14 protein-coding genes are annotated in these 24,223 nt (G+C 46.2%); 6 read left to right on the top strand and 8 right to left on the bottom strand.

Going from position 1 to position 24,223, the window contains the following annotated elements; genetic code table 11:
* Positions 1-23: 23 nt before the first annotated feature.
* From AC5ZC7_RS22120 to AC5ZC7_RS22090, 7 genes are all read right to left on the bottom strand, one after another.
* The gene (locus tag AC5ZC7_RS22120) at positions 24-422 is read right to left on the bottom strand and encodes a hypothetical protein (protein WP_496158869.1); all 399 of its coding nucleotides are present in this window, start codon (positions 420-422) and stop codon (positions 24-26) included.
* Between the two features lie 23 nt (positions 423-445).
* A complete protein-coding gene (locus tag AC5ZC7_RS22115; protein WP_496158870.1) occupies positions 446-1,828 on the bottom strand; it encodes a DUF4302 domain-containing protein in 1,383 nt (460 codons plus the stop codon).
* A gap of 23 nt (positions 1,829-1,851) precedes the next feature.
* On the bottom strand, positions 1,852-2,748 hold the full coding sequence (locus AC5ZC7_RS22110) for a substrate import-associated zinc metallohydrolase lipoprotein (protein WP_496158871.1): 897 nt from the start codon (positions 2,746-2,748) through the stop codon (positions 1,852-1,854).
* Positions 2,749-2,769: 21 nt separating this feature from the next.
* Entirely contained in the window at positions 2,770-4,194 is a 1,425-nt protein-coding gene (locus tag AC5ZC7_RS22105) for a RagB/SusD family nutrient uptake outer membrane protein (RefSeq protein WP_496158872.1), read from the bottom strand.
* 18 nt (positions 4,195-4,212) lie between these two features.
* Complete coding sequence (locus AC5ZC7_RS22100; protein WP_496158873.1) at positions 4,213-7,881, bottom strand: SusC/RagA family TonB-linked outer membrane protein; 3,669 nt, start codon at positions 7,879-7,881, stop codon at positions 4,213-4,215.
* A 69-nt stretch (positions 7,882-7,950) separates the two neighbouring features.
* Positions 7,951-9,180: a FecR domain-containing protein gene (locus tag AC5ZC7_RS22095; protein WP_496158874.1), complete on the bottom strand. Its 1,230-nt coding sequence runs from the start codon at positions 9,178-9,180 to the stop codon at positions 7,951-7,953.
* A 51-nt stretch (positions 9,181-9,231) separates the two neighbouring features.
* The gene (locus AC5ZC7_RS22090) at positions 9,232-9,825 is read right to left on the bottom strand and encodes an RNA polymerase sigma-70 factor (protein ID WP_496158875.1); all 594 of its coding nucleotides are present in this window, start codon (positions 9,823-9,825) and stop codon (positions 9,232-9,234) included.
* A gap of 130 nt (positions 9,826-9,955) precedes the next feature.
* Here AC5ZC7_RS22090 and AC5ZC7_RS22085 point away from each other — a divergent pair, with 130 nt between their 5' ends.
* Complete coding sequence (locus tag AC5ZC7_RS22085; RefSeq protein WP_496158876.1) at positions 9,956-10,537, top strand: sigma-70 family RNA polymerase sigma factor; 582 nt, start codon at positions 9,956-9,958, stop codon at positions 10,535-10,537.
* Positions 10,538-10,705: 168 nt separating this feature from the next.
* On the opposite strand, the gene AC5ZC7_RS22080 is transcribed toward AC5ZC7_RS22085, so the two are convergent.
* Complete coding sequence (locus AC5ZC7_RS22080; protein ID WP_496158877.1) at positions 10,706-12,541, bottom strand: transthyretin-like family protein; 1,836 nt, start codon at positions 12,539-12,541, stop codon at positions 10,706-10,708.
* 547 nt (positions 12,542-13,088) lie between these two features.
* Between AC5ZC7_RS22080 and AC5ZC7_RS22075 the strand changes: the two genes are divergently transcribed.
* The 5 genes from AC5ZC7_RS22075 to AC5ZC7_RS22055 all read left to right on the top strand — a co-directional run bounded on the left by AC5ZC7_RS22075 (position 13,089) and on the right by AC5ZC7_RS22055 (position 24,171).
* Complete coding sequence (locus AC5ZC7_RS22075; protein ID WP_496158878.1) at positions 13,089-15,854, top strand: TonB-dependent receptor domain-containing protein; 2,766 nt, start codon at positions 13,089-13,091, stop codon at positions 15,852-15,854.
* A gap of 43 nt (positions 15,855-15,897) precedes the next feature.
* Complete coding sequence (locus AC5ZC7_RS22070) at positions 15,898-17,433, top strand: hypothetical protein (RefSeq protein ID WP_496158879.1); 1,536 nt, start codon at positions 15,898-15,900, stop codon at positions 17,431-17,433.
* 65 nt (positions 17,434-17,498) lie between these two features.
* Positions 17,499-18,485, top strand: a complete 987-nt coding sequence (locus AC5ZC7_RS22065; RefSeq protein ID WP_496158880.1) for a hypothetical protein — start codon at positions 17,499-17,501, stop codon at positions 18,483-18,485.
* Between the two features lie 636 nt (positions 18,486-19,121).
* Positions 19,122-21,503 (top strand): ABC transporter permease, encoded by a 2,382-nt coding sequence (locus AC5ZC7_RS22060; protein WP_496158881.1) that lies wholly within the window; start codon positions 19,122-19,124, stop codon positions 21,501-21,503.
* A gap of 172 nt (positions 21,504-21,675) precedes the next feature.
* On the top strand, positions 21,676-24,171 hold the full coding sequence (locus AC5ZC7_RS22055) for a glycosyl hydrolase family 95 catalytic domain-containing protein (RefSeq protein WP_496158882.1): 2,496 nt from the start codon (positions 21,676-21,678) through the stop codon (positions 24,169-24,171).
* Positions 24,172-24,223: the final 52 nt, after the last annotated feature.

The following is a 24,223-nucleotide window of genomic DNA, read 5'->3' as shown; positions in this document are numbered from 1 at the left end:
TTATGCTTTTCGCTTTCTGCTTCTTAATAAAACAGTCCGGTGAGATAGTTCTTTTTATCGCCGCGGGCTGGTTTGGTGGCCAGAAACGCATTCATTTGTTCTGCGCTGAGTACAGTGCTTAGATTTGTTTTAAAGGTGTTGAATAACGCAGGTTGTTGCTGTTGGTACACTGCAGGATTGTTCCTGGTAGATAGCCACAGTGCTTTCCTGGCCGCCATGTAGTCTGCAAAGATTTTATTGGCCGCTGGCTTTTGTGCATCTGATACAGCAATCTTTGGCATAAACAGGTCGGTATAGTCCAGGTTAGCCAATGTGTTTTTTAGATCTGCCATAATGATGTCTCCCGGTTTGGTAGCGCTTTGTTGCGCTTGTACACCAAATGCGCTGCCGGTGATCATGAGTAGAAAGAATATCTTTTTCATTTGCGGATGTTTTTAGTTTAAGATTACTGATGACTCCATGTCATCCAGCCCAGACCGTCACCTGCGGTCACCATGTCAAAAGAAACACCATCTTCCTTACGGACAATATAGAATCCAGGGGAATCAGCCGCGTAAGGTGGTGCTACTTTCCCTGTGGCAAAGATATTATTAGTGATCAGGAGACGGGTGGGGGGAATTATACCGCCAAAATCTACCATCACAAATATCAGTTGCCCGTTATCTCCCAGATAGGTATTGGCCAATCCTTTACGCAGGTAAGGGTAGGAGGTGCTACCACCGATGAAGAAAGGTGATAACAAGTCAAGGTCTCCGCCATTTACACCACCAGGGATGTAGACAAAACGATAGTAGTTGGCGCCTGGATACGTTAAGTGCAGGATGTCATAAGCATCATCTTTACCGTTCACGTGAAAACCGGCTACCGCCAGCCAGGGGTTTGTATTACCTTCTGTATAAAAGTTCGATGCAATATCTGCTTCTGGTGCGATAGGATCCAGCGCCGTATCAATGGTGGCAGGCGTAGTTCCATTAATGCTGACACTGATATTTTGAGTGCCAGCATTCCAAACCAGGTTATTGAAGCTTTTAATGGTTTGTCCGCCTAAGGCAACGGGTGTTTCCAGCACCATGTTATTGGCAGTATACTGTACTGCTACGTTGATCAGTTCCGGATGGCTGGCCGATTTGATATTCAAGGTTCGTCCGCCCGTGCCGGGAGTCAGTTCAATCTGTTCTGGGCCGCCCTTTACCCGTTTGAAGTAAGTGAGCAGTTGGTTAAAGGTGGCATAAGCTGCAAATCCTTTGGTCGTAAACAGTTGTTGATCTGCCTGGGTGGCTTTTACCAGCGTAACGCGTGTTTTATTCAGGTTACCGGTCAGGTGAATGGTATCACCCAGCTCGGTGGCTGCCACGTTGTCGGCAAAAGAAAACTCAAAGTCGGTGCCCCAGCCGAAGCCGCTGCCAAAAGGACTCTGGGATACGGCTACATCAGGATCACAAGGCACATGCAGGTAGCTGTAAGTATCAAAGATCAGCGTAGGACGCTGGGTAGCTTTGATAAAGTACGACGATGTATTGAACGTAGTAGACATGGACGGACTAAAATCAGAGATCATAGCTACCCGGTTGCTCTTATCAAATGTCATGTAGTAAGAAAAGATAGCTCTGGGACCTGATTTGGTAACACCACCATTTAGTGCGGTACCATTGGTATACTCGGTGAGTATCCATCCATAAGGCGCATCCGTGAGCTTTTTCTGGTAATTGGCCAGTGCTTCAGAGAGGCGCTGATCAGCAGATTTACCATCTATATTCAGATCCGATTTCCTGTCGCAGCCGGAGAGCAGAGCGGTAGCGCCAAGAAGATATATCAGTAATTTTTTCATAAATAACAATTCAGGTGATACAATTATTGGAAATACCCGGTTAATGCACGGCGGCATCTGGCTTGTAGCGCATAGATATCGATGTTCCATGACCTCGCATAATAGTCTACCACTGCCGCTTCTTTGGCCCTAAGCAATTGGTAGGATTGGGAACCTGGCCCGCCGGTTTGTTCTGCCATAATTTTTTCGTAGTCATCATAACCAGATAAACCATTTCTGCCGCCTATCAGCATGGTAGCTACCATTTCCACAAAATCTTCTCCCGGATCAGATTCTGCATAAGCAGAAATGAAACCTTGTTTACGGGCAGCCTGGTCAGAAATATTGTACCAGTTGCCGGTGTAGCCCGGAGTAATTTGTTTGAAGGAAATGGGATATGGGATATTCTGATTCAGTATATGCCCAAATTCATGGTGCATGGTATGTCCTATTTCTTTCAATATGCCGGAGTCTTTCATTTGCCGGGTAAAGCTGTTGATTTCATACAACAGCATCGCTGTACCGCCTTCTGCTTGTCCGAGAATGATGCTGCCATTGCTTTGGTACTGTGCACTACCAGCCATTTTAAGCACTTTAGGAAGATATCTTCTTAAGAAAACCGTGCTGCCGGTTTGGTCATTAAACGGTTGAAAAGTAATGGCCATCAGGGCTTTCAGGGCAGGTACGATCTGAGCTTCCTTAGGTGGTACAATTTCATAAGGGAAGTCCAGCTGTCCGGGTTGCCATTTGTAATATACGGCCACGTTGTAGGGGACCGTTAAGCTATCATAAATAAATACATCGGTGGGTGATTGGGTGGAAGAGTCGCCGCCCAGTCCCACCGGGATCGTGTCCAGGTGTACCTTTTCTTTTTTACAGGCGCTCCATCCGGTAGCCAGTAGCAGCAGTAATATGATTGCAGGGAATATATTCCGTTTCATGTTGTTCATTTTAAAGGGTCATTATCTGGGATTCAGCGCCATACCATCGTTAACAGCTTCCGCTGGTAACTGCAACAATCTTCTTTTGTCTCCGGGTACCAGTGTGGTGCTAAAATTATTGGCGCCCGTATGTGTAACGGGGATGTCCAGTCGCTTAATATCCAGCCATCTTAATCCTTCCTGGAAGTAGGTAGCTCTTTTGAAGTCCAATGCAGTGGCGATCATGGCAGCATCCTGTGGTAATCCATAGAACTCCATCATTTTGTTGGCGTCTACATTATAGCTCGGACTATAGTCGGAAACGTTTTTACTGATCCAGATGTTGAGGTCTTTAATAGCTGCTGCATAGTTCTTCAGGCGGACATTTGCTTCTGCCCTGTTCATCAGTACTTCTTCCATTCCAAACAGTGGTTGTATTTTTAAGTTATCCGTGAATTTCGGGAAGTTAAAATACTGTGGGCTGGCACCATATATACTCATGGCATAAAAGCCACCGGTAACATTAGGTGCGTTGAAAACCTCCTGGTTGAGGACAGAACCCACACCATACCGGTAAGAGTAATAGTTATTCATGTACTTACTGCCGGGCATCTCCTGCAAGAGGATATTGGCGGAATTGGAAGAGTTGGTATACAAGGTTACCATATCGTTGTAAGACATTTTGTAAACCGCTACCTGGTTACGTATCAGCGATGAAGGGTCGGCGCTGCCAAAAACAGCATTTGCATGTGTTACTACTTTGTCATAATCTCTCTTAAACAAATAAAACCTGGCGGCAAACGCGTGGGCTGCCTGTGCAGTAAAATGGAATTTTGGAGCGTCGCCATATATCCTGTCCTGGATGAGGGCAAGGCCGGTGGTGAGATCGCTCTCTATTTGTTTGTAGACATTCGCTACGGTGCCTCTGCTGTATTTTGTGAAAACATTTTTGCTGATAGTGGTCATATACGGAATGCCGGGATCGTTGGCAGCCGTAGTAGGATCATATGCTTTGGAAAACAGCGTTACGAGCATGAAATGCGCATACGCTCTGCAAACCAATGCTTCTCCTTTTTGTGCGGAAAAACTGGCGGAATCCGGACCGCTGCAATACGAGAGGGCCTGGTTAGCAACGGCAATCGCTGCATAACAGGAGTCCCAGTAGGCTACCGGAGAATCTGTTGTAATAGCCTGCGGATCTTCATATTTAAACACCTGCGAATTGATCAGGAATGTTTGGGGATCAATACCTATTCCGCTGTTTCCTTTGTCTTCCACATTGTCGCTCAATGCTTCGCAAAACAGCATATACGTACCATGTGGATAGGCGGTGGTGAGCAATTGCGATACCTGTTCGGGGGTAGTGATCACGGTTCGGTTATCGGGAAGGGTTTCCAGGTATTTTTTACATCCTGGCAAAGCCAGTGTGCCGGTGATCAAACCTATATAAATGAGTAGTTTTTTCATAATAAAGTACTTTTTGAATTAAAGGCTTACTCTCAGAGAAAAAGTGATTTGCTTATTTACCGGGAGGGCTACACCACCAGTGTTATAAAACTCCGGATCCTGCCCATGTAAGCGGGGATCAGCGTAAATAAGCCATAAGTTGTTTCCTGTTGCGGTGAGTGAGCCGCCTTTAAATCCTATCCGGTTTAATATAGACATTGGCAACTGGTAGCTGACTGTTACCGTTTTAAGCCTGATAAAACCACCATCTGCCACCCGGTCATGTGAGAAATTGTAGTTGTTGTATGGGAAGGCCGTGTTGTTCTGCAGATCTGTTTGTGTATAGATATCTGCTATAGAAGGGATATTGGTTTTCTTGTCATCTCCGGGTAAGGTAAAGCGTCCTTTGAATTCGTTGGGAAGCGCGTTAAAGTCAGAATAATCGGTGCTATAAACCGGTGTTAGCCTGATTTTATTACCTGCCTGGTAAGTAACCAATGCGCTCAATACAAAGTTTTTGTACCGTAAACTGTTATGCCAGCCACCTGTAACGGTAGGATCAGCTGGACCTTCATATTTAAGGTACTTCACATTATGGCTCTGAAGATATACGCCGGGAGATACGGTACCGGTATCATTGACGAACAATGCTTTTCCATCATAGGGATCCAGTCCGGCGTTTTGCAGGGAGAATAAGCCTCTCACCGGGTAGCCTTCGAGAGCGCCACCGCCTTCACCAATCAGGTCCATGATTACCGGGTTGTTTTTGGCATTGGTGATCAGTGTATTGTTATAGCTGAATGTTAGGGTACTGGTGAGGCCAAAGTTTTTATTCGCAATGATTTTACCCGCTATCTGGAGATCGACACCATGTGCTTTTAAATTGGCATAGTTGGCAAACTGGTTTACTTGTCCGCCTACACCGGAAGTCCGGATCAACCCAATGAGGTCGAAGCTTTTCCGGCGATAGTAGTCAAAGGCGAAGTTCAGTCTCTCTTTAAAAAATCCTACGTCGGTACCCAGGTCCAGTTCATATTTTTTCTCCCAGGTCAGATCCGCATTTTCCAGTGCTGCGAGCTGGATAGCTGTTTGCTGATCCACAATATAAGGGCGGTTAGTGATAAAAGAACGGAGGATGGCCGTAGAGTTGGTAGCGCTACCGGTGCTGGCATTCAGTCCATAGCTCGCTTTCACAATCATATGACTAATGGTCTTGCTGTTTTCCAGGAATTTTTCCTGGTCTACATTCCATGCGCCAGACACGGTCCAGGTAGGGAGCCAGCGTGCGCGGGGGGAACTTCCCAGCCTGTTGGATCCTTCATCTCTCACGGTTCCTGTGATGGTATACCTGTTCAGGTAGGTGTAGCTGGCATTGGCATAGAACGCGATGAAGCGGTCGTATTCATTGCTCATACCATAATAAGTTTCATTTTGCTCCGTCATTTTTTTAATGAACAGGTAGTTGATGAAAGGGGTACCACCTGTATTATACTGATAACCAATACCGGTGTTGCCTGACGTGACGCGGTCAGCATATTTTACTTCCTGTCCTACCAGTGCATTGAGTTGGTGACGGTCATTGTCGAATGATTTATTAAAGTTTAGCTGGTTACGGAAAGTATAGTTTTTCAGTTCTATATCTTTTCTTTTATAGAAGCCTCCATAAGGAAGTACAACTATCGGCAGGTCGTTGGGAAAGTCCGGGTTTTGGTAAAGGAATTTATTGTTTTGCCTGATGATGCTGGTACCGGCGGATCTATAAGCATTGGCTTCATTGGAATTTTCATTCACTTTGTGTTCCACGGTTGTTTTAGCGTAGCGGATCGCGCCGGTAAACTCGTAGTTCAGGTGTGAATTGAATTTATATCCCAGGTTACCCTGTAAGCGGAAGTCCATCAGGTTAAGGTCTGTAAAGTTGTTTTTAGTTTCCTGCAGGATATTAAACGGTGCGAAGTTGCGGGTAAAATATTCGAGGTTACCTTTTTCATCATATGCGGTTAATGCCCTGCTGGTGCTGAGCGCATAAGAGAAAGGGTTGATATCGAAATCCCTGCTGTAGGTACCTTGTACGGCATCTGTTACGCGGTCTTCTGTACCGGGGGCTTTTTGTTGGCGTACGTTACCATTTACCAGGAATCCGTAAGTCAGTTTCCGGTTAGGGGTGTAGTTGGCGCGCATGTTAACCGTATATCTTTTCACGTTATCGGCAATGGTCCATCCCTGGTCGTTGAAAAAGCTGGTAGAGAGATAGAGCTGTGATTTATCGGTACCGGTAGAGATACTGAGGGAGTGTTCCTGGGTGAGCGAATTGCGGAACAGCAGGTCAAACCAGTCGGTGTTGGCGTTGGCATATCTTAACAGCCATTTTTGCCTGTTTTCCCTGGCATTGATTACTTCAAACTGATCGTTCTGGTCAGGATATTGGAGCAGGCGTCCCAGTTTGCCGTAAATACCGGAGGAGGCTTCGTTGATCAGTTTTTCCGGTTGCAGGAGTTTTTTGCGTTCCAGTTCTGCGTATACAGACATCTGGTCAGCGGAGTTCATGATATCATAGTTCCTGTAAGAAGGTTTCAGTTGTACGCCGAAGTTGCCGGTATAGGATACTACCGGGGCGCCAATTTTTCCTTTCTTGGTAGTGATCACAATTACACCGTTCATGGCCCGGGCGCCATAGAGGGCGGTAGCGGCGGCATCTTTCAGGATGTCGAATGTTTCAATATCGTTGGCATTGATACCGGCTACAGATGATCCCAGCAGGGTGCTGGCATTACCGGTGGTGAGCTGTTCATTAGCCACGTTTACAATGTCTTCCAGCACCACTCCATCTATTACCCACAGTGGTTTATTTTCACCGGAAATGGAGGTAGCCGCACGGATACGTACTTTGGGCGCAGAGCCGAAGGTACCGGATACGTTTTGTATACTTACGCCGGCAGCGCGGCCTTCCAGCATACGGCTTACATCAACCACACCATCTATTTTTACGTTGTCTCCTTTGAGGGTAACGGCGGCTCCGGAGAATTTTTTGCGGTCAATAGTCTGGAAACCGGTTACTACTACGCCACCCAGCTCTGTTACATCTTCACTCAGGGAGATGACCAGGTTGTTTTTGGCTTTTACTTCCTGGGTTTTATAACCAATGGCAGATATGACAATGGTAGCGCCATCGGGTACGTCCAGGTCAAAGGCGCCGGCAGCATTGGTAATGGCGCCCTGTGTATTACCTTTTATTTTTACAGAGGCGCCCGCAATAGGTTCGCCTTTGGCGTTGCGTACAATACCGTGAATAGGTGGGGCAGCCACGATAGTACCGGGCGTTGTTTTAGCACGGGTGATGGTGACCATTCTTCCATCTATCGAAAATTCAAGGTGTTGATTTTTCAGGCATTCTTCCAGGAAATTGTTCAGCGATGCATCTTTCGCGTTAATGGTAACAGGGGAGGTTTCTTGCTGCAACAGTTGATAATCGTACAGGAATACATACTCTGTTTGCCGGGAAACATCGGATAGCACTTTGATCAAAGACGACTGCCTGGCCGTATAAGTGATCTTCTGTGAGTAGCTTCTGGCGCTTACCTGCAAGCAAAGAGCAAGTAAGCAAAAGAATAATAGTTTCATCGCTTTCAGCGGTTTAGTTGAGAGTAACAGCCAGTGCGTATCGGGACTATTGGATACACGCCAGCGCCTACCTTTTTTGGTTGAATGCATAAGCTAACGCTTTTGGGTTTAATTCTGATGATTTGTGACCTTATTTATTTTCAGTTGATAAAATACATGCTATTTATTGTTGCCTGGCTGCATCGACAGTACGTTAACTTTCCGGTCGGCGATTTCAAACCGCATCCCATATTTCTCCAGTGCTCCCAGTATGCGCGACAGCGGGAGGTGTTTGTCTATCCCTCCGCCAAAAATAATGTCAGGTGTCCTACCTTCATAGGCGATGTCTACATTGTACCAGCGACCTATCTGGCGCATAATGGCCGGTAGTTTTTGCTGGTCAAACCGGAAAAATCCTTTTTTCCAGGCTACTGCAATTTCGGTATCTACATTTTCTACGAGGATAGTGCTGTTGTTGTCTGGTGGGAAAATGGCCTGCTGACCCGGGGTTAACCTTTTGCTGTTGCCCGACCGGGACACCAGTACGGCGCCTTCCAGCAGGGTGGTATGTACAGCGGTTTCATCGTCATAAGCCATAATATTGAAGCGGGTACCTAATGCGGTTACCTCGCCCTCCTGATTATGATGGGTTTGTACCTCCACTTTAAAAGGAGATTGCTCGTTACTATTTGCTTCAAAGTAAGCTTCTCCGGATAAAATAACTTTTCTTTCCGCTCCTTTTACAAAGGATACGGGGTATTGTAGCGTGGTGGCTGCATTGAGCCATACCCGTGTGCCATCGGGCAGCACAATCTCGTATTGTGAGCCACGGGGAGTGGTAATGGTATTCCAGGCAACGGTGCCGGGATCTGTTTGGGCGATTACATCATAGGTAAGTGCACCAGTGGCAGTTTTCGTGATATTGGCGCCATTTTGTTTAGCGAGTGCACCTTCCCGGGCACTATCTAATACAATGGTGGAGCCATCGGACAGGGTGAGAACAGCGCCTGTTTTACCAGGTTGGATATCCCGTTTTACCTGGTGGGTTGCCACCGGTGATGGGTGGGAGAGGGTCTTTTTTTGCAGGTAGAAAAATCCGCCGGCGGTCAGCAATAATACAAGGAGAGCAGCGGCGGCCAGCATGCCGTTTTGTTGCTTCCTGCGGGTAGTAGTTTGGCGTAACAGCTGTGTGGAGGTTTGTTCGGAAAACAGGATTTTATCCAGGATAGCAGATTGCCTGTGTTCCGGCAAAAATGGGGTTCCCTCAGCTGATTCCCAGTATTCGCTGATCTTATTTTTGAATACTTCATCCAATTCCTCACTTTTTACATACTGCATCAACTCCTGCTTTTCGGCAGGGCTTAAGTTGTCTTGTAGATGCTTATGAAGTAGTTCGGCAATACGATGCATACTTAATAAGACGACTGGGAAGAACGGAGGGAGTAGTTGGATTAAAAAAAATTACCGGACCAACAGCCAAAGGAGTAGTGGGCCCAGGCTGCTGATATGCTGGCCCAGGTAGTGGCGGATGCGATGCAGGGCCATGGCCATATGTTTTTTGACGGTGAGCCGGGAGAGCCCCATTTGTTGGGCAATTTCCTCCTGCGATAATCCGGCGGTTTTAGAAAGCCGGTATACTTGTTTTTGCTGGGGAGGGAGCAGGTTAATGGCTTCTTCCAGTAATACCTCGCACTGACGGTTGCGCAACGGGTGGTCGGTGGTGTCGGTAAAGTGGGTGCAGGAATCTGTAAAAGCTTTCAGGTGTGTATTTTCATAGGCTGCTTTCTTCAGCCGGTCCAGGATCAGGTGGCGGGTCATGGACAGCAGGTAGGCTTCAAGGTTTTTGATATCACCGAATGCTGCCCGTTTCAGCCAAACCTTCATAAATACATCCTGCACTATTTCTTCAGACTGGGTAGGGGATTTCAGGAACCCCATTGCTGTGCCGTATACTTTGCGGTGAAACCTGCCAAATATGCTGGCAAAAGAAGACTCATCTCCCTGCCTGAGCAATTCCAGCATCTGGGCTTCATCAAAAGTATCGGGCAACCGCATAGTATTTATTTCATAGTGTGCACCGGCTAAATTAATTAAAAAAAATTATAAGCAGCCGGCATTTTGCCAGAAACGTTTTTTGCTGTATTTTGCTTGTCATCACAAAAGCAAATCCCAATATTCCAATATCATGCATGAAAATGAATTATGGTACTCCTATAAAGAGGGAGATGTAAAAGCATTGGAAGGTTTGTACGAACAATATTATCACCCCCTCACCAATTACGGTTATAAGTTTACCCCCGATCGCATTTGCATAGAGGAAAGTATGCAGGATCTCTTCCTGAAGTTATGGCAAAACAGGGAGCGTATTGCACAACCTGCAGTGGTGAAGCAGTACCTGTATCATGCGTTCCGCCGTATCTTGCTTGGTAGGCTGGAATTAGGGCCTTCCCGGCATGATGGAGAACTGGCCGGAGAGCATATTCCTTTTAACGTGGACCTGAACTGCGCGCACCCATTGCTTCGCCGCGAACGGATGGAAGCGTTGGCCGCTCAATCAGCTACTTTACTAACCCACCTCAGTAACCGGCAGCGGGAAGCTGTTTTCCTGAAATACTACGAAGACCTTTCTTATGAACAGGTGGCCGAGATTATGTATATGACGGTTACCGGCGCGCACCAGTTGGTGTATCATGCCCTGGAACGTTTGCGTGGACAATTTGGCAATTTTACGTTGCTGCTGCTGTTATGCATTTTAAAAAGAACCTGAATTTTTGAAAGCAGAAAGCAAAAAGCTATTATAGCGAATGATTGAAGCGTATTAATATTCGCAGTGATCATTCGCTATAATAGCTTTTTGCTTTCAGCTTTATGCTTTCTGCTCAATACAGAAGGCTGTCTCCCATTACAGGAGGCAGCCTTCATCGTCACATGCATATCAGCTTGTTTTACAGAACGCGATATGATCATGGATCTGTGGTATTTTCTGATAACCATTGGTAAGGCCCAGTTGGAGGTCCAGCCAGAGGATATACGCGCATGGTTCCATACCTGTTGTGCTGAATACTTTGTTGTTATCGTGGTATTCGGCAGCATATGGTGGCGGTCCGGCGCTGAAAGGTGTGGGCAAGGTCGGATTACCTTCAAAGCGCAGTGTAAAGCTTTCCACATGCGGATGGCATACGGTGTATTGTGCGGTAACAGTGGTGGTAATGCCGCCGCAACCGTGTCCGCTGCCGGTGGTTTCTTTTATTTCCAACATGGCGGCTGCCATAAGGGATTCATCTCCAGTATAGCCCCAACCCGGGTGACGGCGTTGTTTATAGCTCACATTAGAGATCACAATTTTATCCAGGGTATTTACTGCGGTGAGCGTAGTGGTACCTACCTTACGGGCTTCAAACACAATTTTGAAGGTGTGGATAGATGCCTGTTGGGCTGCTGGTACTGCGGTGCCGGCAATGAGTACTCCGGGGGCTGTCAGGTCAAATACATTATTGGCGAATGTAGTATTTGACGCATCCAGGGCCAGTGCTGCAGAGTTGATATTGGCCAGTACCCCATTGGTAGGGGTAAATATTCCGGTGGTGAGGTTGTTGCCGCGTGGCACAGTAATCCACAATTCGCCGGCGCTGTTGAGTGCCGGGGTGATGATTACGGCATCATGTGTCCAGGTGATAGGCCCGGTTTGTTTTAACAGCTCGCCAATTTTGAACGGTACCATCGCATTTAATACCTGTGTGGCGGTCAGCTCGTAACTGGTATCAGCATTGAAGATGCGGAAGCGGTATTCCATTTCATTGGTGTTGGTACCGCTGGGCAATGTGCCGTTCAGATCCAGGCCGCCGTAGAAAGCCAGCTTAGGTACATCTGTGGTGTAGCCGTTGGCATCAAACTGCGCGCCGGTAGGACCTATATCATAACCGCCTACTCTTTCAAAGAGGGCAGGTACTTCGTTATTAGGTGTTACATCCTGTGGTACGCATAGTTCTACGCAGAAACAAGGACCCCTGTTAGCGCGGTCGTTGCGGTGGCCGATGCTACGGTCTTCGTTCAATAGTACGGCGCCGGAAACGGGTTCTGTAATGCGGAAATAAATATCCGGACCGGCAGGCCATTCAACATTCAGGAAAGGCAACAGGGTTTTACTGAAATCTGCTGCGGTGTAGTCGATGCGGAAGTGTCCGGTGGCATCGGTGATGTTGCTGCCTAATGGATCATCCTGTAGCCAGTCTACATCGAAAGCGGCGACTTTCAGGCCTTTTAGCGGCAGCTTGGTTTTACAATTGATTACACGGCCACAAATAATCCAGGCATCAAATTTACCCCGGATGGCGCACCACCAGCGGTTAGGAACCTGGTATTCCCAGTATGCCAGGAAGTTGTTTTCCGTTTGCCGCCATTTCGGCTGCAGGGTGGTAATGTGAAATTGCAGTACCGGCAACTTTTTAGGGTACGGTTTAGTGCGGGGTACATTACCACACTCGAAATCAATGTCGAAGGCTTCTCCTTCGTATTTGCTGTCGCGACCAAAATCGATGGTGAAGTTACCATCGGTATCGGTCATGGTTTCCGCGAGGAGGTTGCTTTCCTTGCTTCTCAGCTCGTCTGCGCTGACTTCGTGGAAGGTTTCCTTAGCGGCTGCAGTGGCTTGTTGTACCACGTCGCGGGAGGCGATAGCCCGGTAAATGCGGATTTTTACGTTGGCAATGGCTTCTATGCAGTAATCATCGCATAGCATGCCTTTTAAATTGCCTTTGAACTGATAGCTCATGACTTATTTTTTTGGGGTTATTTAAATATAGAAGCAAAGGCTTTTGGGGTGCTGATAAATGATCAAATTTTTTGGGGAAGGTATACAATTGGGGCCAATGCTTCCAATACAAATGTCGGCTTAATATCTTTTGTTATCAAGCGGAGAAGTGCGCAAAAACAGGAACACGTACATATACCGGTTCACCAGGTATAGTGAGAAGTACTTCGATTGCAATGTACTTAAGCGAGCTGTCGAACATGTTGTAACAACTAAATGAGCAGAAGGCGGCATACATCAGATATGCGACTTTTGGCAATACAGAATTCCTCCAGAATGATTACATATTGTATGTTTCCGGGTTGTTTTTCAGCTGCCCGGCTGCATATACAGGCCGGGTAATGGTTCCACGGATTCCGCTACCGGATAACATTTGCGCGGATTCGCGGGGCATCTCAGTGTACCGCTTGTTAACTAATCATTACGTTATAATTACCATTCTATTAAGATGCGCTACCGCCCTGTTATCTGAGGAAAAATAAAATTTCCTTTGCACAAATTCTACAGGATGATAAGAACGATACTCATCTTCTTTTTACTTTTTTGCTGCGTATCAACCGTTTTTAGTCAGCAGTCTGAAGTGGTTTTCAAAGGAAAAATTATTGATGCTCAAACCAAGGAACAATTACCCGGCGCCACTGTGCGCTTACATGAATCAAAACGTGGCGGCAGCGCCCGGCTGGATGGTACTTTCAGCGTTGATAAAATAACCGCAGGCACCTATCATTTACAGGTTACCTATATGGGTTATTTTACCCTGGATACGGTAGTGCATATAGACAACAATACTTACTTGTTGTTAACGATGCGTAATAAAGCAAAAGACCTGAACACTGTGAGCGTAAATGGAAAACGCGATGTCGAATCTGCTGCATCGGCCAAAAAATCGGAGCAGCTGGCAGGCAATGTGATGAACATCGTCTCTGCAAAAAATATACAGTTATCACCGGATATCACCATTGCTAACGTATTACAACGTGTATCTGGTGTGTCTTTAGAAAAAAGCGGCAGTGGAGATGGACGTTATGCGATTATTCGTGGTATGGACAAGCGTTTTAATTACACATTGATTAATGGCGTGAAAATTCCCAGTCCGGATAATAAAAACCGCTATGTGCCTTTGGACTTATTTCCCGCTGACCTGGTAGAAAGAGTGGAAGTGAATAAAACACTCACCCCTGACATGGAAGGAGATGCGATTGGTGGTACCGTGAATATGGTGATGAAAAATGCGCCGGATCGTTTATACGTGAACGGTAGTGTTTCCGGCGGATATAATCAAACACTGATGGATCGTAAATTCGATTATTTTCCAACAAGTGCTATTAACCGTAAATCGCCTTACGAGGCCAACGGGCCGGCCTACCTGGCGCAACCGGGCGATTTTACCCGTGATAACCTGAACTTCACCAGGAAAAATTTTACGCCGAATCTATTTGCGAATCTATCTATTGGTAACCGGTTTTTTAATAACAAACTGGGCGTAATGTTAGGTGGTTCTTACCAACATTCCTATAAGGGATATCACAGTATCTATAACCCCGTGGATGAATACCAGGATTTGACAGATGCCTATGGTACCATCTACATAAAACATGCGTATATACGGGATTATTCTACCGAGGTAAAAAGAACCGGCTTAAATGCAAAAATAGATTATCGTTTTAACGATTATAATAAAATCAGCGTTTACTCTTTTACTGCCATATTAGCTGATGCGCAGGCAAGAATGGGCATGGATACCTTGCAACCAACTCCCCGTACAGCACCAGGTTTAGGACAGGTATGGTATCAGAACCGTGCGAAGTATCAGCGGCAAACGATTAACAGTACTACTTTACGGGGTGAGCACGACCTGCTGCCGGGGCGTTTGAAACTGGATTGGTCAGCCGTGTACTCAAAAGCGAGCAGTAGTATTCCTGATCTGGCTGAATACCAGTATGATGGAGGTTTCTATGCAGATGGTACCAATAAAGATCCTTACCAACATCCTAACAAAGTATCCTCTTACAACCGGGAATGGTGGAAAAATAATGACCGCGATTACACCGGGTATTTAAATGCCAGCTATACCGGCAAAGTGGCCAGTATTCCTTTTAAACTTACTGCTGGTGGTATGTACCGGTCAAAGCATCGTGATAACTTCCATCAGAATTATAGCCTGGGTGTCATCACTGATGGTAACCAGGACATGCAACTCTGGACAGATATCTACCATTTCAACTGGAAGGTAAACAATCCCGCCGGTACCAGTGATGATGGCAATAACTATCGCGCAGATGAAAATATTGCGGCCGGTTACGCCATGCTGAAATTTACTGTAAAGAAGCTGGAAGCCATTGTAGGCGCACGTATGGAGAATACCGATCAGCAATATAATACAGATGCGCCGCCAAGTATGCCGGGCAAAAGCGGGAAGATTAGCTATAGCGATATCATGCCCAGTGTGCATTTGAAATATATGCTGAACAGTAAAACCAATCTCCGTTTATCTTATTTTAGCTCTATCAGTCGGCCTGCTTATTTTGAACTGATACCTTATCCTTATAACGGAGATGAATATGTGGAAACAGGGAACCCCCAACTGAAACATACGACGGCTGATAATATTGATTTCCGTTATGAATATTTCCCACGCCCGGAAGAACAGATTTTAATAGGCGCTTTTTATAAAAAGCTGGCAAATCCTATTGAGTATGGATTTGTGGAAACGGGCGTGCAGAGCCAGGCTACCTTCCAACCCAACAACTATGGAGATGCTACCAACTTTGGTTTTGAGGTAGTGTATGAAAAATATATCCGCAACTTTGGTATCCGCGCTAACTATACTTACACTAATTCAACGATAGAAGCATCTAAGTTCCGCTCATTTAACAGAGTAGGCTCAAATGTACTGGAGAAGCGCCCATTACAGGGGCAATCCGCCAACGTGGCTAATGCAGCCTTGTTGTACAAGAATCCAAACATTGGATTGGATATACAATTAAACTGGCAACTTACCGGAAAGCGTATTGCCGTGGTGTCCCGCTACTATGGATATGATTATTGGCAGAAGGATATGAACACCTTTGATTTTTCTGCGGAGAAAAAAATTGGTAAACACTTTTCTGTCTTCACAAAAATTCAAAATCTGCTAAACACACCTTACGAGTTATATATCAATGGCACACCGTCTAACACCGTGCCTATGCCGAAGGCTGGAGATAATAAAACACTGATCCAGAAAGATACGTTCGGTCAGGATTTCCAGCTGGGAGTACGATTTGTGCTTTAACATTTTTCCATAATAAATTTTTCAAATTTCCAAGTAGAAACTTATGAAAAAGATCCTCTCTCAAAGCGGCCTGGTTGCCCTGGTAGCAATGTCTGTTATCTCCTGTAAAAAAGGAGACGAACGTGTAGACATCTCCAAACCACTGGTGGTAGTTGGTCAAACTATCAGCGACACCATTCTCCCAAAGAAGGATGCCAATAACAATCCGATTCCATTGAAAGGTACCATGCTGGCTGGCAAAACCTATCATATCATGTCGGATGTTACCATCAATGAAGGCGATACCCTGTACCTGCAGCCAGGTGTTAAAGTATTGATCCACGGTGATGGCAAAAGCCCTGCTACTTCTCCTGCATTCCTGGTAAATGGTACCCTGGTAAGCGATGGTACTAAAAATGCACAAAACTGGTTTACCGTAGCAGAAACCGAAACGGTGAAAAAATCTGATGCCACCTATAAAGATGATGCGGGTAATGATCCTGCCTTTAAAGGCTACTGGGGCGGTTTCCAGTGTGGTGGTAACGCCAAACTGTTGTTGCTCCGTTGGTCGCACGTAGAATACACTGGCGGCGCCTGGGGTGCTGATGCGCCTCAATATGGCGCCAATGTTGGTGACGCACGTTTCACTATTTACATGAACAGCAAGAGCACTACTTTAGGTAGCCTGATCGTTGAAGACTCCTGGTTCTATGGTAGTAAAGATGACGGTATCCGTCCAAATAACGTATACATGAGCCTCATGCGTAACACCTTTACCAAAATGGGTGCTACCGGTGGAGAATCTGTTAATATCAAAGATGGTGTATATGGCGATATGGCCTATAACCTGACTTATGGTATTGCAACCAACGGTCTGAAAACTTCCGGATCTACCGGTAAAACCTGCATGGTGAACATCTATAACAACACCGTGGTTAACTGTGGATTCAGACAAACCAAAGCTACCCGAAATGGTTCTATCAATACAGAAACCAACGCCGGTGGTTACATCTTCAATAACATTATCGTAAACTGTAAATCAGGGCTGAGAATATCTTTCCACTCTGAGAAAGGTAAACCAAGCGATACCCTGAATACCCTGTACAACAACAACCTCACTGCTATTGGCAGAGGCAATCCAATGGGCGGTGCAGAGCAATATATGGTGTTCATTGAACCTAATCAGTTCACCCTGAAACAGCCGTATGATATCAATGGTTACATCAACGGTACTATCGCCGCAGATGGCACCAACAATGGTACTAACCCCGCCAACGACTCTTTGAAATATGATCCAATGTTTGTTAACTATGATATGGCTGCCATGAGCCTGGGCCGGAACTACCGTGTTTACCAGATTCCTGCCGGAGCCGACTTCCATCTGAAAGCAGGATCTCCTGCTATCGGTGCGGGCGTATATCCTGGTGGTACCGGTAAAAATGCTATTCCTGCCAAAGCAACTGCTCCTTTGCTGAACCAATATGGTTTCCCAATGAAAGTAGTAGCTGCCGGTGGTATCTATGGGGCTACCATTACTCCGCCCAATAAGGATCTTGGTGCATTCCCTTCTGATAATTCAGGGAATCAGCATACCTATTAATCGCTATACCTGGCCCAAGAAAAAGGACGTCTTTGTACGTCCTTTTTCGTTTTAATTTTTTAGTGATGAAACCTGTTCATAGTTTTCTTTTTGTATCTGCCTGCATGGTAGCCACTATGGCTTGTGGAAAAGGGAGTAAGGAAGATGGGATCACACCCGGTAAAGATTCTTCCGGTGTGGTAGTGGACACTACCCGGACAGCTACCTACGACCTTTCCCTGCTGGACCGTTGCACGTTATTTAACGACGCTCCCCAGGTAAGCGTTACTGCCCGCCAGGATTACCAGGAGTTGTCCGGCGTTGCTCCCAGTCACCGGACACCCGGATTGTTATTTGTGCATGAAGACAGCGGTAACTCCAACGAAGTATATGTTACCGCTGCTGATGGCAGAAATGCTGGTAAACTGGTACTGCAGGGCATTGATAACCGCGACTGGGAAGACATTGCCACCGGGCCAGGCCCGGATAAAAACCAGTCGTATATCTATGTGGCAGAAATTGGCGACAATAATGCCGTGTATCCCAGCATATTTATTTATCGTTTCCCGGAGCCTGATCTATCCGCCGCCAATGCCACTACGGTGGTTAACATCACGGCGGTGGATAAAATTGAACTCCGCTATCCGGGTGGTCCTGTGAACGCGGAGTCCCTGTTGCTGGATCCTTTAACAAAGGATCTTTACATTGCTACCAAGGAGGAGAGCCGCAGTACCCTCTATGTGGCGCGTTACCCACAATCTACTACCAGCAAAACCACGCTGGTAGCATTAGATAAACTCCCTTTTGATCACCTCACTGCCGGCGATATCTCGCCGGATGGTATGGAAATATTAGTACGCAATACAGGTCAGATCTGGTATTGGAAAAGACAGGCCGGTGAAAGTATTGCCGCCACTTTCTTGCGCAAGCCACAGGATGCTCCTTATGCCCGCAATGAGCGGCAGGGGGAGGGCATTTGCTTTGGACTGGAGGGTAGTGGTTATTTCACCGATTCAGAAACCAAGAAATACGCCGGCGAAAAAGTAGCCATCTCATTTTATAAAAGGAAATAAGTTGTAGGAAAAAGAATGGTAGCTATCTCTTGTCTTTATTCGCTATAGTGGTGACGATGAAAGATACAGTTAGAGGATTTTAACCCCAGTATAAAATTGCGTAAAAAATTGGCCCGTGTTACACGGGCCAATTTTTTAGAATAAACAGTTCTCAACGCCGGGTAGAAAATTCAAACCATTTATCCCGGCATTATCCGTGGAAGCCGATCCTGTTTTGATCGTCTTCCTACGGAAACTACGCCGGACAGTACATAGGTATAGGCGGAAGGGGTGGGGTTAACAACAATGGCTTTAGGTCAACAATGATGGATTTTCAAAGGTCAACAATAATGGATGTTGAGGGTCATGCTATTCATTTAAATTAGGGGTTAACAAACCGTCTTTTGCTATCACAAACATACCCGTGCACCACGCATTTTATTTGCGTGATGATCGAAATATTATCCATCTGAAATAATATCTGTTAACATGATAGAACCGGGCTGTTCATTTCCGGACAATCCCCGTCCTGAACTGGACATGTGATTGAATTATTGTATTTGATAAGTATTGATTTAAAGCTACTTTTAGCATGGCATTTTCTTCGCTTCCGCTAGCCGGCGTGTGTAATATGATTCATCTTATCAACTGCAAACGATGTTTAAAAACTATCTCAAAATTGCCTGGCGCAATCTCTGGAGAAATAAAGTGTTTTCCCTGATTAATGTGTTGGGTCTTACTGTAGGCCTGACCGCCTGTTTCTTCATTTTTCTTTATGTACATTTTGAATGGAGTTATGATAAATTTCATTCCAAAGGAGATCGCATTTACCGGGTAACCTGTGATATACAAACTCCCAGTGAATTGATAAAGGGGGGAATTACACCCTGGCCGTTTGGACCTAATATGAAACGCGACTTCCCGGAAGTAGAAGCCTTTACAAGGTTCAGCAAAGGGAATTTGTTAGTGAAAAAAGGCAATGTTAGTTTCCAGGAAGAGCATTCTTTATTTGCCGATTCTTCCATTTTTCGCGTATTTGATTTTAAGCTGTTGAAAGGCAATCCGGTTACGGCCCTGGCAGATTTAAACAGTGTGGTGTTAAGCAAAACCGCGGTTAAAAAATACTTTGGAGATACCGATCCTATTGGTCAAACAATATTACTGACTGGTGGAATGTTGCCTCATACCATTACGGGTGTGATGGAAGATATGTCGGAGAATTCCCAGATAAAAGCCGATATGCTGGTGTCAATGAGTTCACTGGTTACGCAGAACAAAGGTATCGATGAACAGTGGGGTAACTTTGGAGCATCTACTTACCTGCTACTGAAACCTAACACCAACGCCAGTTTGCTCGAAGCGAAGTTCCCTGATTTTATAGAAAGACACAATGGTGATGAACGGAGGAGTGCTAAAATGTTTTATACTATAAAATTACAGCCCTTAGAAAAAATCTACCTGTATTCCGGTCCTTATTCCGCGTATGAAAAAGGCAGCATCACGAATGTGTATATTTTTTCTATTATCGCCATCTTTATCCTTTTCATTGCCTGTATCAACTTCATTAACCTGACTACAGCCCGTTCTGTAGAGCGGGCCAAAGAAATAGGCATCAGGAAAGTAGTGGGCGCCACCAAATCTGAGTTGCTCCGGCAGTTCATCGGGGAATGTGTGTTACTGTGTTTAATTTCCTTTGTATTAACAGTGGCATTATTTGCTGCATTGTTGCCTACATTTAATCTGTTGGCAGGTAAAACCATCAGCCCGGGTGTGTTTGCCAATGCATGGTATATCGGGATATTGTTTGTGGCGGCTATTGTGATAGGATTGTTAGCGGGTATTTATCCGGCCGTGGTACTTTCTTCCTTTAAACCAGTATCTGTACTGAAAGGACGTTTCGCTACCGGCACCAAAGGCGTGTTTCTCCGCAAAGGTTTAGTGGTAACACAATTCGCCATTTCTATTGCCCTGATCATTGGCACCATGATCGTATACCTGCAAATGCATTACATGCATACCCATGACCTGGGCTTCAATAAAGACCAGATGTTGGTCATTGATACTCATGGAGATCCTGCCAGGAACGCGTTAAGAGATGCAATTGCCAGGCTGCCGAAAGTGAATTCTGTGAGTATGGGATCCGGCGTACCGGGAGGAGAAGCTAATGGAGCCTATACGGAGATCATGAATAAGCAGGGCGAAATGCAGGTGGCTAACCTGGATTTGTATGATGTGGACTTCGATTACCTGAAACAGTATAAGATCAAAGTAGTGGCCGGACGTGGTTTTTCAAAAGACTTTGGTACGGATACCACCAAGGCTATGATGATCAACGAAGCTGCTGCCAGGCTCCTGGGCTATGCTAAACCGGAAGATGCTGTTGGCAGAGCATTCCGCCAATGGGGCCGGGAAGGCGTTATTATCGGTGTGGTAAAAAACTACAACTATCGCTCCCTGCAGCAGGATATTAGCCCCCTCACCATGCGCATTGAACCACGGGATTGTGACATGATTTCTGTAAATGTGGCTCCCGGCGATTTGCCTGGTACCTTGTCTGCCATTGAACAACACTGGAGAACACTCATGCCCAACCGTCCTTTCTCTTATTTTTTCCTGGATGAATTCTTCGACCGCCAATACCGCACGGAAGAACGGTTTGGTAAACTCTTTTTCAATTTTGCCTTGCTGGCCATTATTATTTCCTGCCTGGGATTGTTAGGCCTGGCTTCCTATAGCGCCATACAGCGTACCCGTGAAATCGGTATCCGTAAGGTGATGGGCGCTTCGGTAGCAGATATTGTGAATTTATTATCCCGCGATTTTCTGAAGCTGGTGCTTATTTCCTTTATCATCGCCACACCCGTGGCGTGGTACTTTATGCATAAATGGTTGCAGGTGTTTGCGTATCGCATCAGCATTGGCTGGTGGGTATTCCTGGTAGCAGGCATTATTGCGCTGTTGATTGCCATAACTACTATCAGCTACCAGGCGATTAAAGCAGCGCTGGCAGATCCGGTGAAAAGTATGCGCGCAGAGTAGTTGTAAAAAAATATTTTAAGTGGTTTTGGAATAAAGCAGATTCCTATTACTTTTAGCTTTAAGCCGTTAGTTTTTAGCTTTTAGAAGATGCAGCGGAGACCAACATATGATTATCTCCCCTGCATCTTCTAAAAGCTAAAAACTAACGGCTTAAAGCTAAAGTAAAATACCCATGATAAAATTCCACGATTCCACGCAAAACAAATTAAGGAGGCGTATCGCCTTTTACCTGGCCACCTTCCTGGTAGCCGGGCCAGCATTTTCGCAGCAACAACCGCTGAAACTTTGGTACAATCAACCTTCCGGAAAAGTATGGGAGGCAGCATTACCAGTAGGTAATGGCCGGTTGGCTGCCATGGTATATGGTAATCCTGGTGAGGAACTGATACGCCTGAACGAAAACACCGTTTGGAGTGGTAGCCCCAACCGCAACGATAATCCCCATGCACTGGCGGCATTACCGGAAGTGAGAAAGCTGATATTTGAAGGAAAAATGAAAGCAGCCAGCGACCTGGCTGCCCAAACGATACAGGCGGAGAAAATCAACGGGATGTGTTATCAGCCGGTGGGGGATCTGCGGTTACGCTTTCCCGGTCATGAGCAGTATACCGGCTACTCCAGGGAATTGAACCTGGAAACCGCGGTAGCCAGTACTTCTTACAGTGTTAATGGCGTGAAGTATACCCGCGAAGTATTTGCCTCTATTCCTGATCAGGCCATCATTGTACATCTTACTGCCAGCGAACCTGGTCGTCTTACCTTTTCTGCCAGCACTAAGAGCCCGCAACGTTCTACGGTGACGGTGAAAGATAATAACGAGTTGGTATTGTCCGGTATTAGCGGCGACAGAGAAGGCGTACCCGGTAAAGTGAAGTTTCAGTCGCAGATACGCTTTAAAACAACCGGGGGCACCAGCACAGCCACAGGGGACTCGGTTAGCATTACAGGCGCCAGCGAGGTAACGGCATACATTTCCATCGCTACCAACTTTGTAAATTATGCTGACATCAGCGCCGATGAAGTAAAACGTACGACGGATTATATGAACCAGGTTTGGCCCAAAACATACCCTGGTTTATTGCAACGTCATATCGCAGCTTACCAGCGCTTTTTCAACCGGGTACAACTCAACCTGGGTAGTACGGATTCCATAAAAAATCCTACTGACATCCGGGTAAGAGATTTTGCCTCCGGTAACGATCCACAGCTGGTGGCCTTATATTTCCAGTTTGGCCGGTATTTGCTGATTGCGGCTTCCCAACCGGGAGGGCAACCCGCCAACCTGCAAGGCATCTGGAACCCGCACATGAATCCACCCTGGGGCAGTAAGTATACCATCAACATCAATACAGAAATGAATTACTGGCCGGCAGAGGAAACCAATCTTACCGAAATGCATGAGCCATTGGTACAAATGGTAAAAGACATTGCGGTAACCGGCCGGGAAACGGCCAGGGTAATGTATGGCGCCGGCGGATGGGTGACTCATCATAATACAGACCTATGGCGTATCACCGGCCCGGTGGATGGTATTTATTCCGCTATGTGGCCTATGGGAGGCGCTTGGTTAAGTCGCCATCTCTGGGAAAAATATATGTTCAATGGCGATAAACAATACCTGCAAACCATTTACCCGGTGTTAAAAGGCGCCGTGGCATTTTACCTCGATTTCCTGGTGGAAGAACCCACGCATAAATGGTTGGTAGTATCTCCTTCTATGTCGCCGGAGAATAATCCTAAAATTTATCCTGACGTGTCTATTGCAGCGGGTACCACTATGGATAATCAATTGGTATTCGATCTTTTTTCCAATACCATTCATGCGGCGGAAGCACTGGGTATAGATGCAGCGCTGGTGGCAAAACTGAAGGCCACCCGTAAACGACTGCCACCTATGCAAATCGGGCAGTATGGACAATTACAGGAGTGGCTGCAGGACCTGGATAATCCTAACGATAAACACCGACACGTGTCGCATTTGTTTGGATTGTATCCCGCCAACCAGATCTCTCCTTACCGTACACCGGAGTTATTTACCGCAGCGCGTACTTCGCTGGTGCAGCGCGGAGATGTATCTACCGGTTGGTCTATGGGATGGAAAGTGAATCTCTGGGCAAGACTACTGGACGGTAACCATGCCTGGAAACTGATTAAAGACCAGCTGACGCCGGCAGGGAAAAACAAAGCAGAAAATAGTGGGGGCGGTACCTATCCTAACCTGTTTGATGCGCATCCACCCTTTCAGATAGATGGTAATTTCGGCTGTACTGCCGGGATCTGTGAAATGTTGCTGCAAAGCCAGGATGGAGCTGTTCACCTCTTACCAGCTTTACCAGACGACTGGAAAAATGGGCAGGTAAAGGGATTGCGTACCCGTGGCGGTTTTGAAATTACCGACATGGTTTGGGAGAATGGAACGCTGAGTAAAGTGACTATTCGCTCCACCTTGGGTGGCAACCTGCGTTTGCGGGTACCCAATGCCTTGCGTAGCAGTAGCAAACTGACGCTGGCGAGCGGGCCACAAACCAATTCTTTTTTCCAGCCGGATGAAACAGCCGCTGCTTTAATTAATCCCGCTGCTTCGGTAGTACCGGGTGCCATAAAGAAAACGATAACATATGATGTGCCTACACGTGCGGGGCAAACGTATACGTTCACAAAAGAATAAGCTCATTTTATATTTAAACAAAAAGCCCTCTGCAATAGCGGAGGGCTTTTTG

Source organism: Chitinophaga sp. 9-1-y, assembly GCF_059511905.2.
The sequence above is the reverse complement of the archived record's forward strand: the minus strand, read 5'-3'. Positions and strand labels throughout refer to the sequence as shown.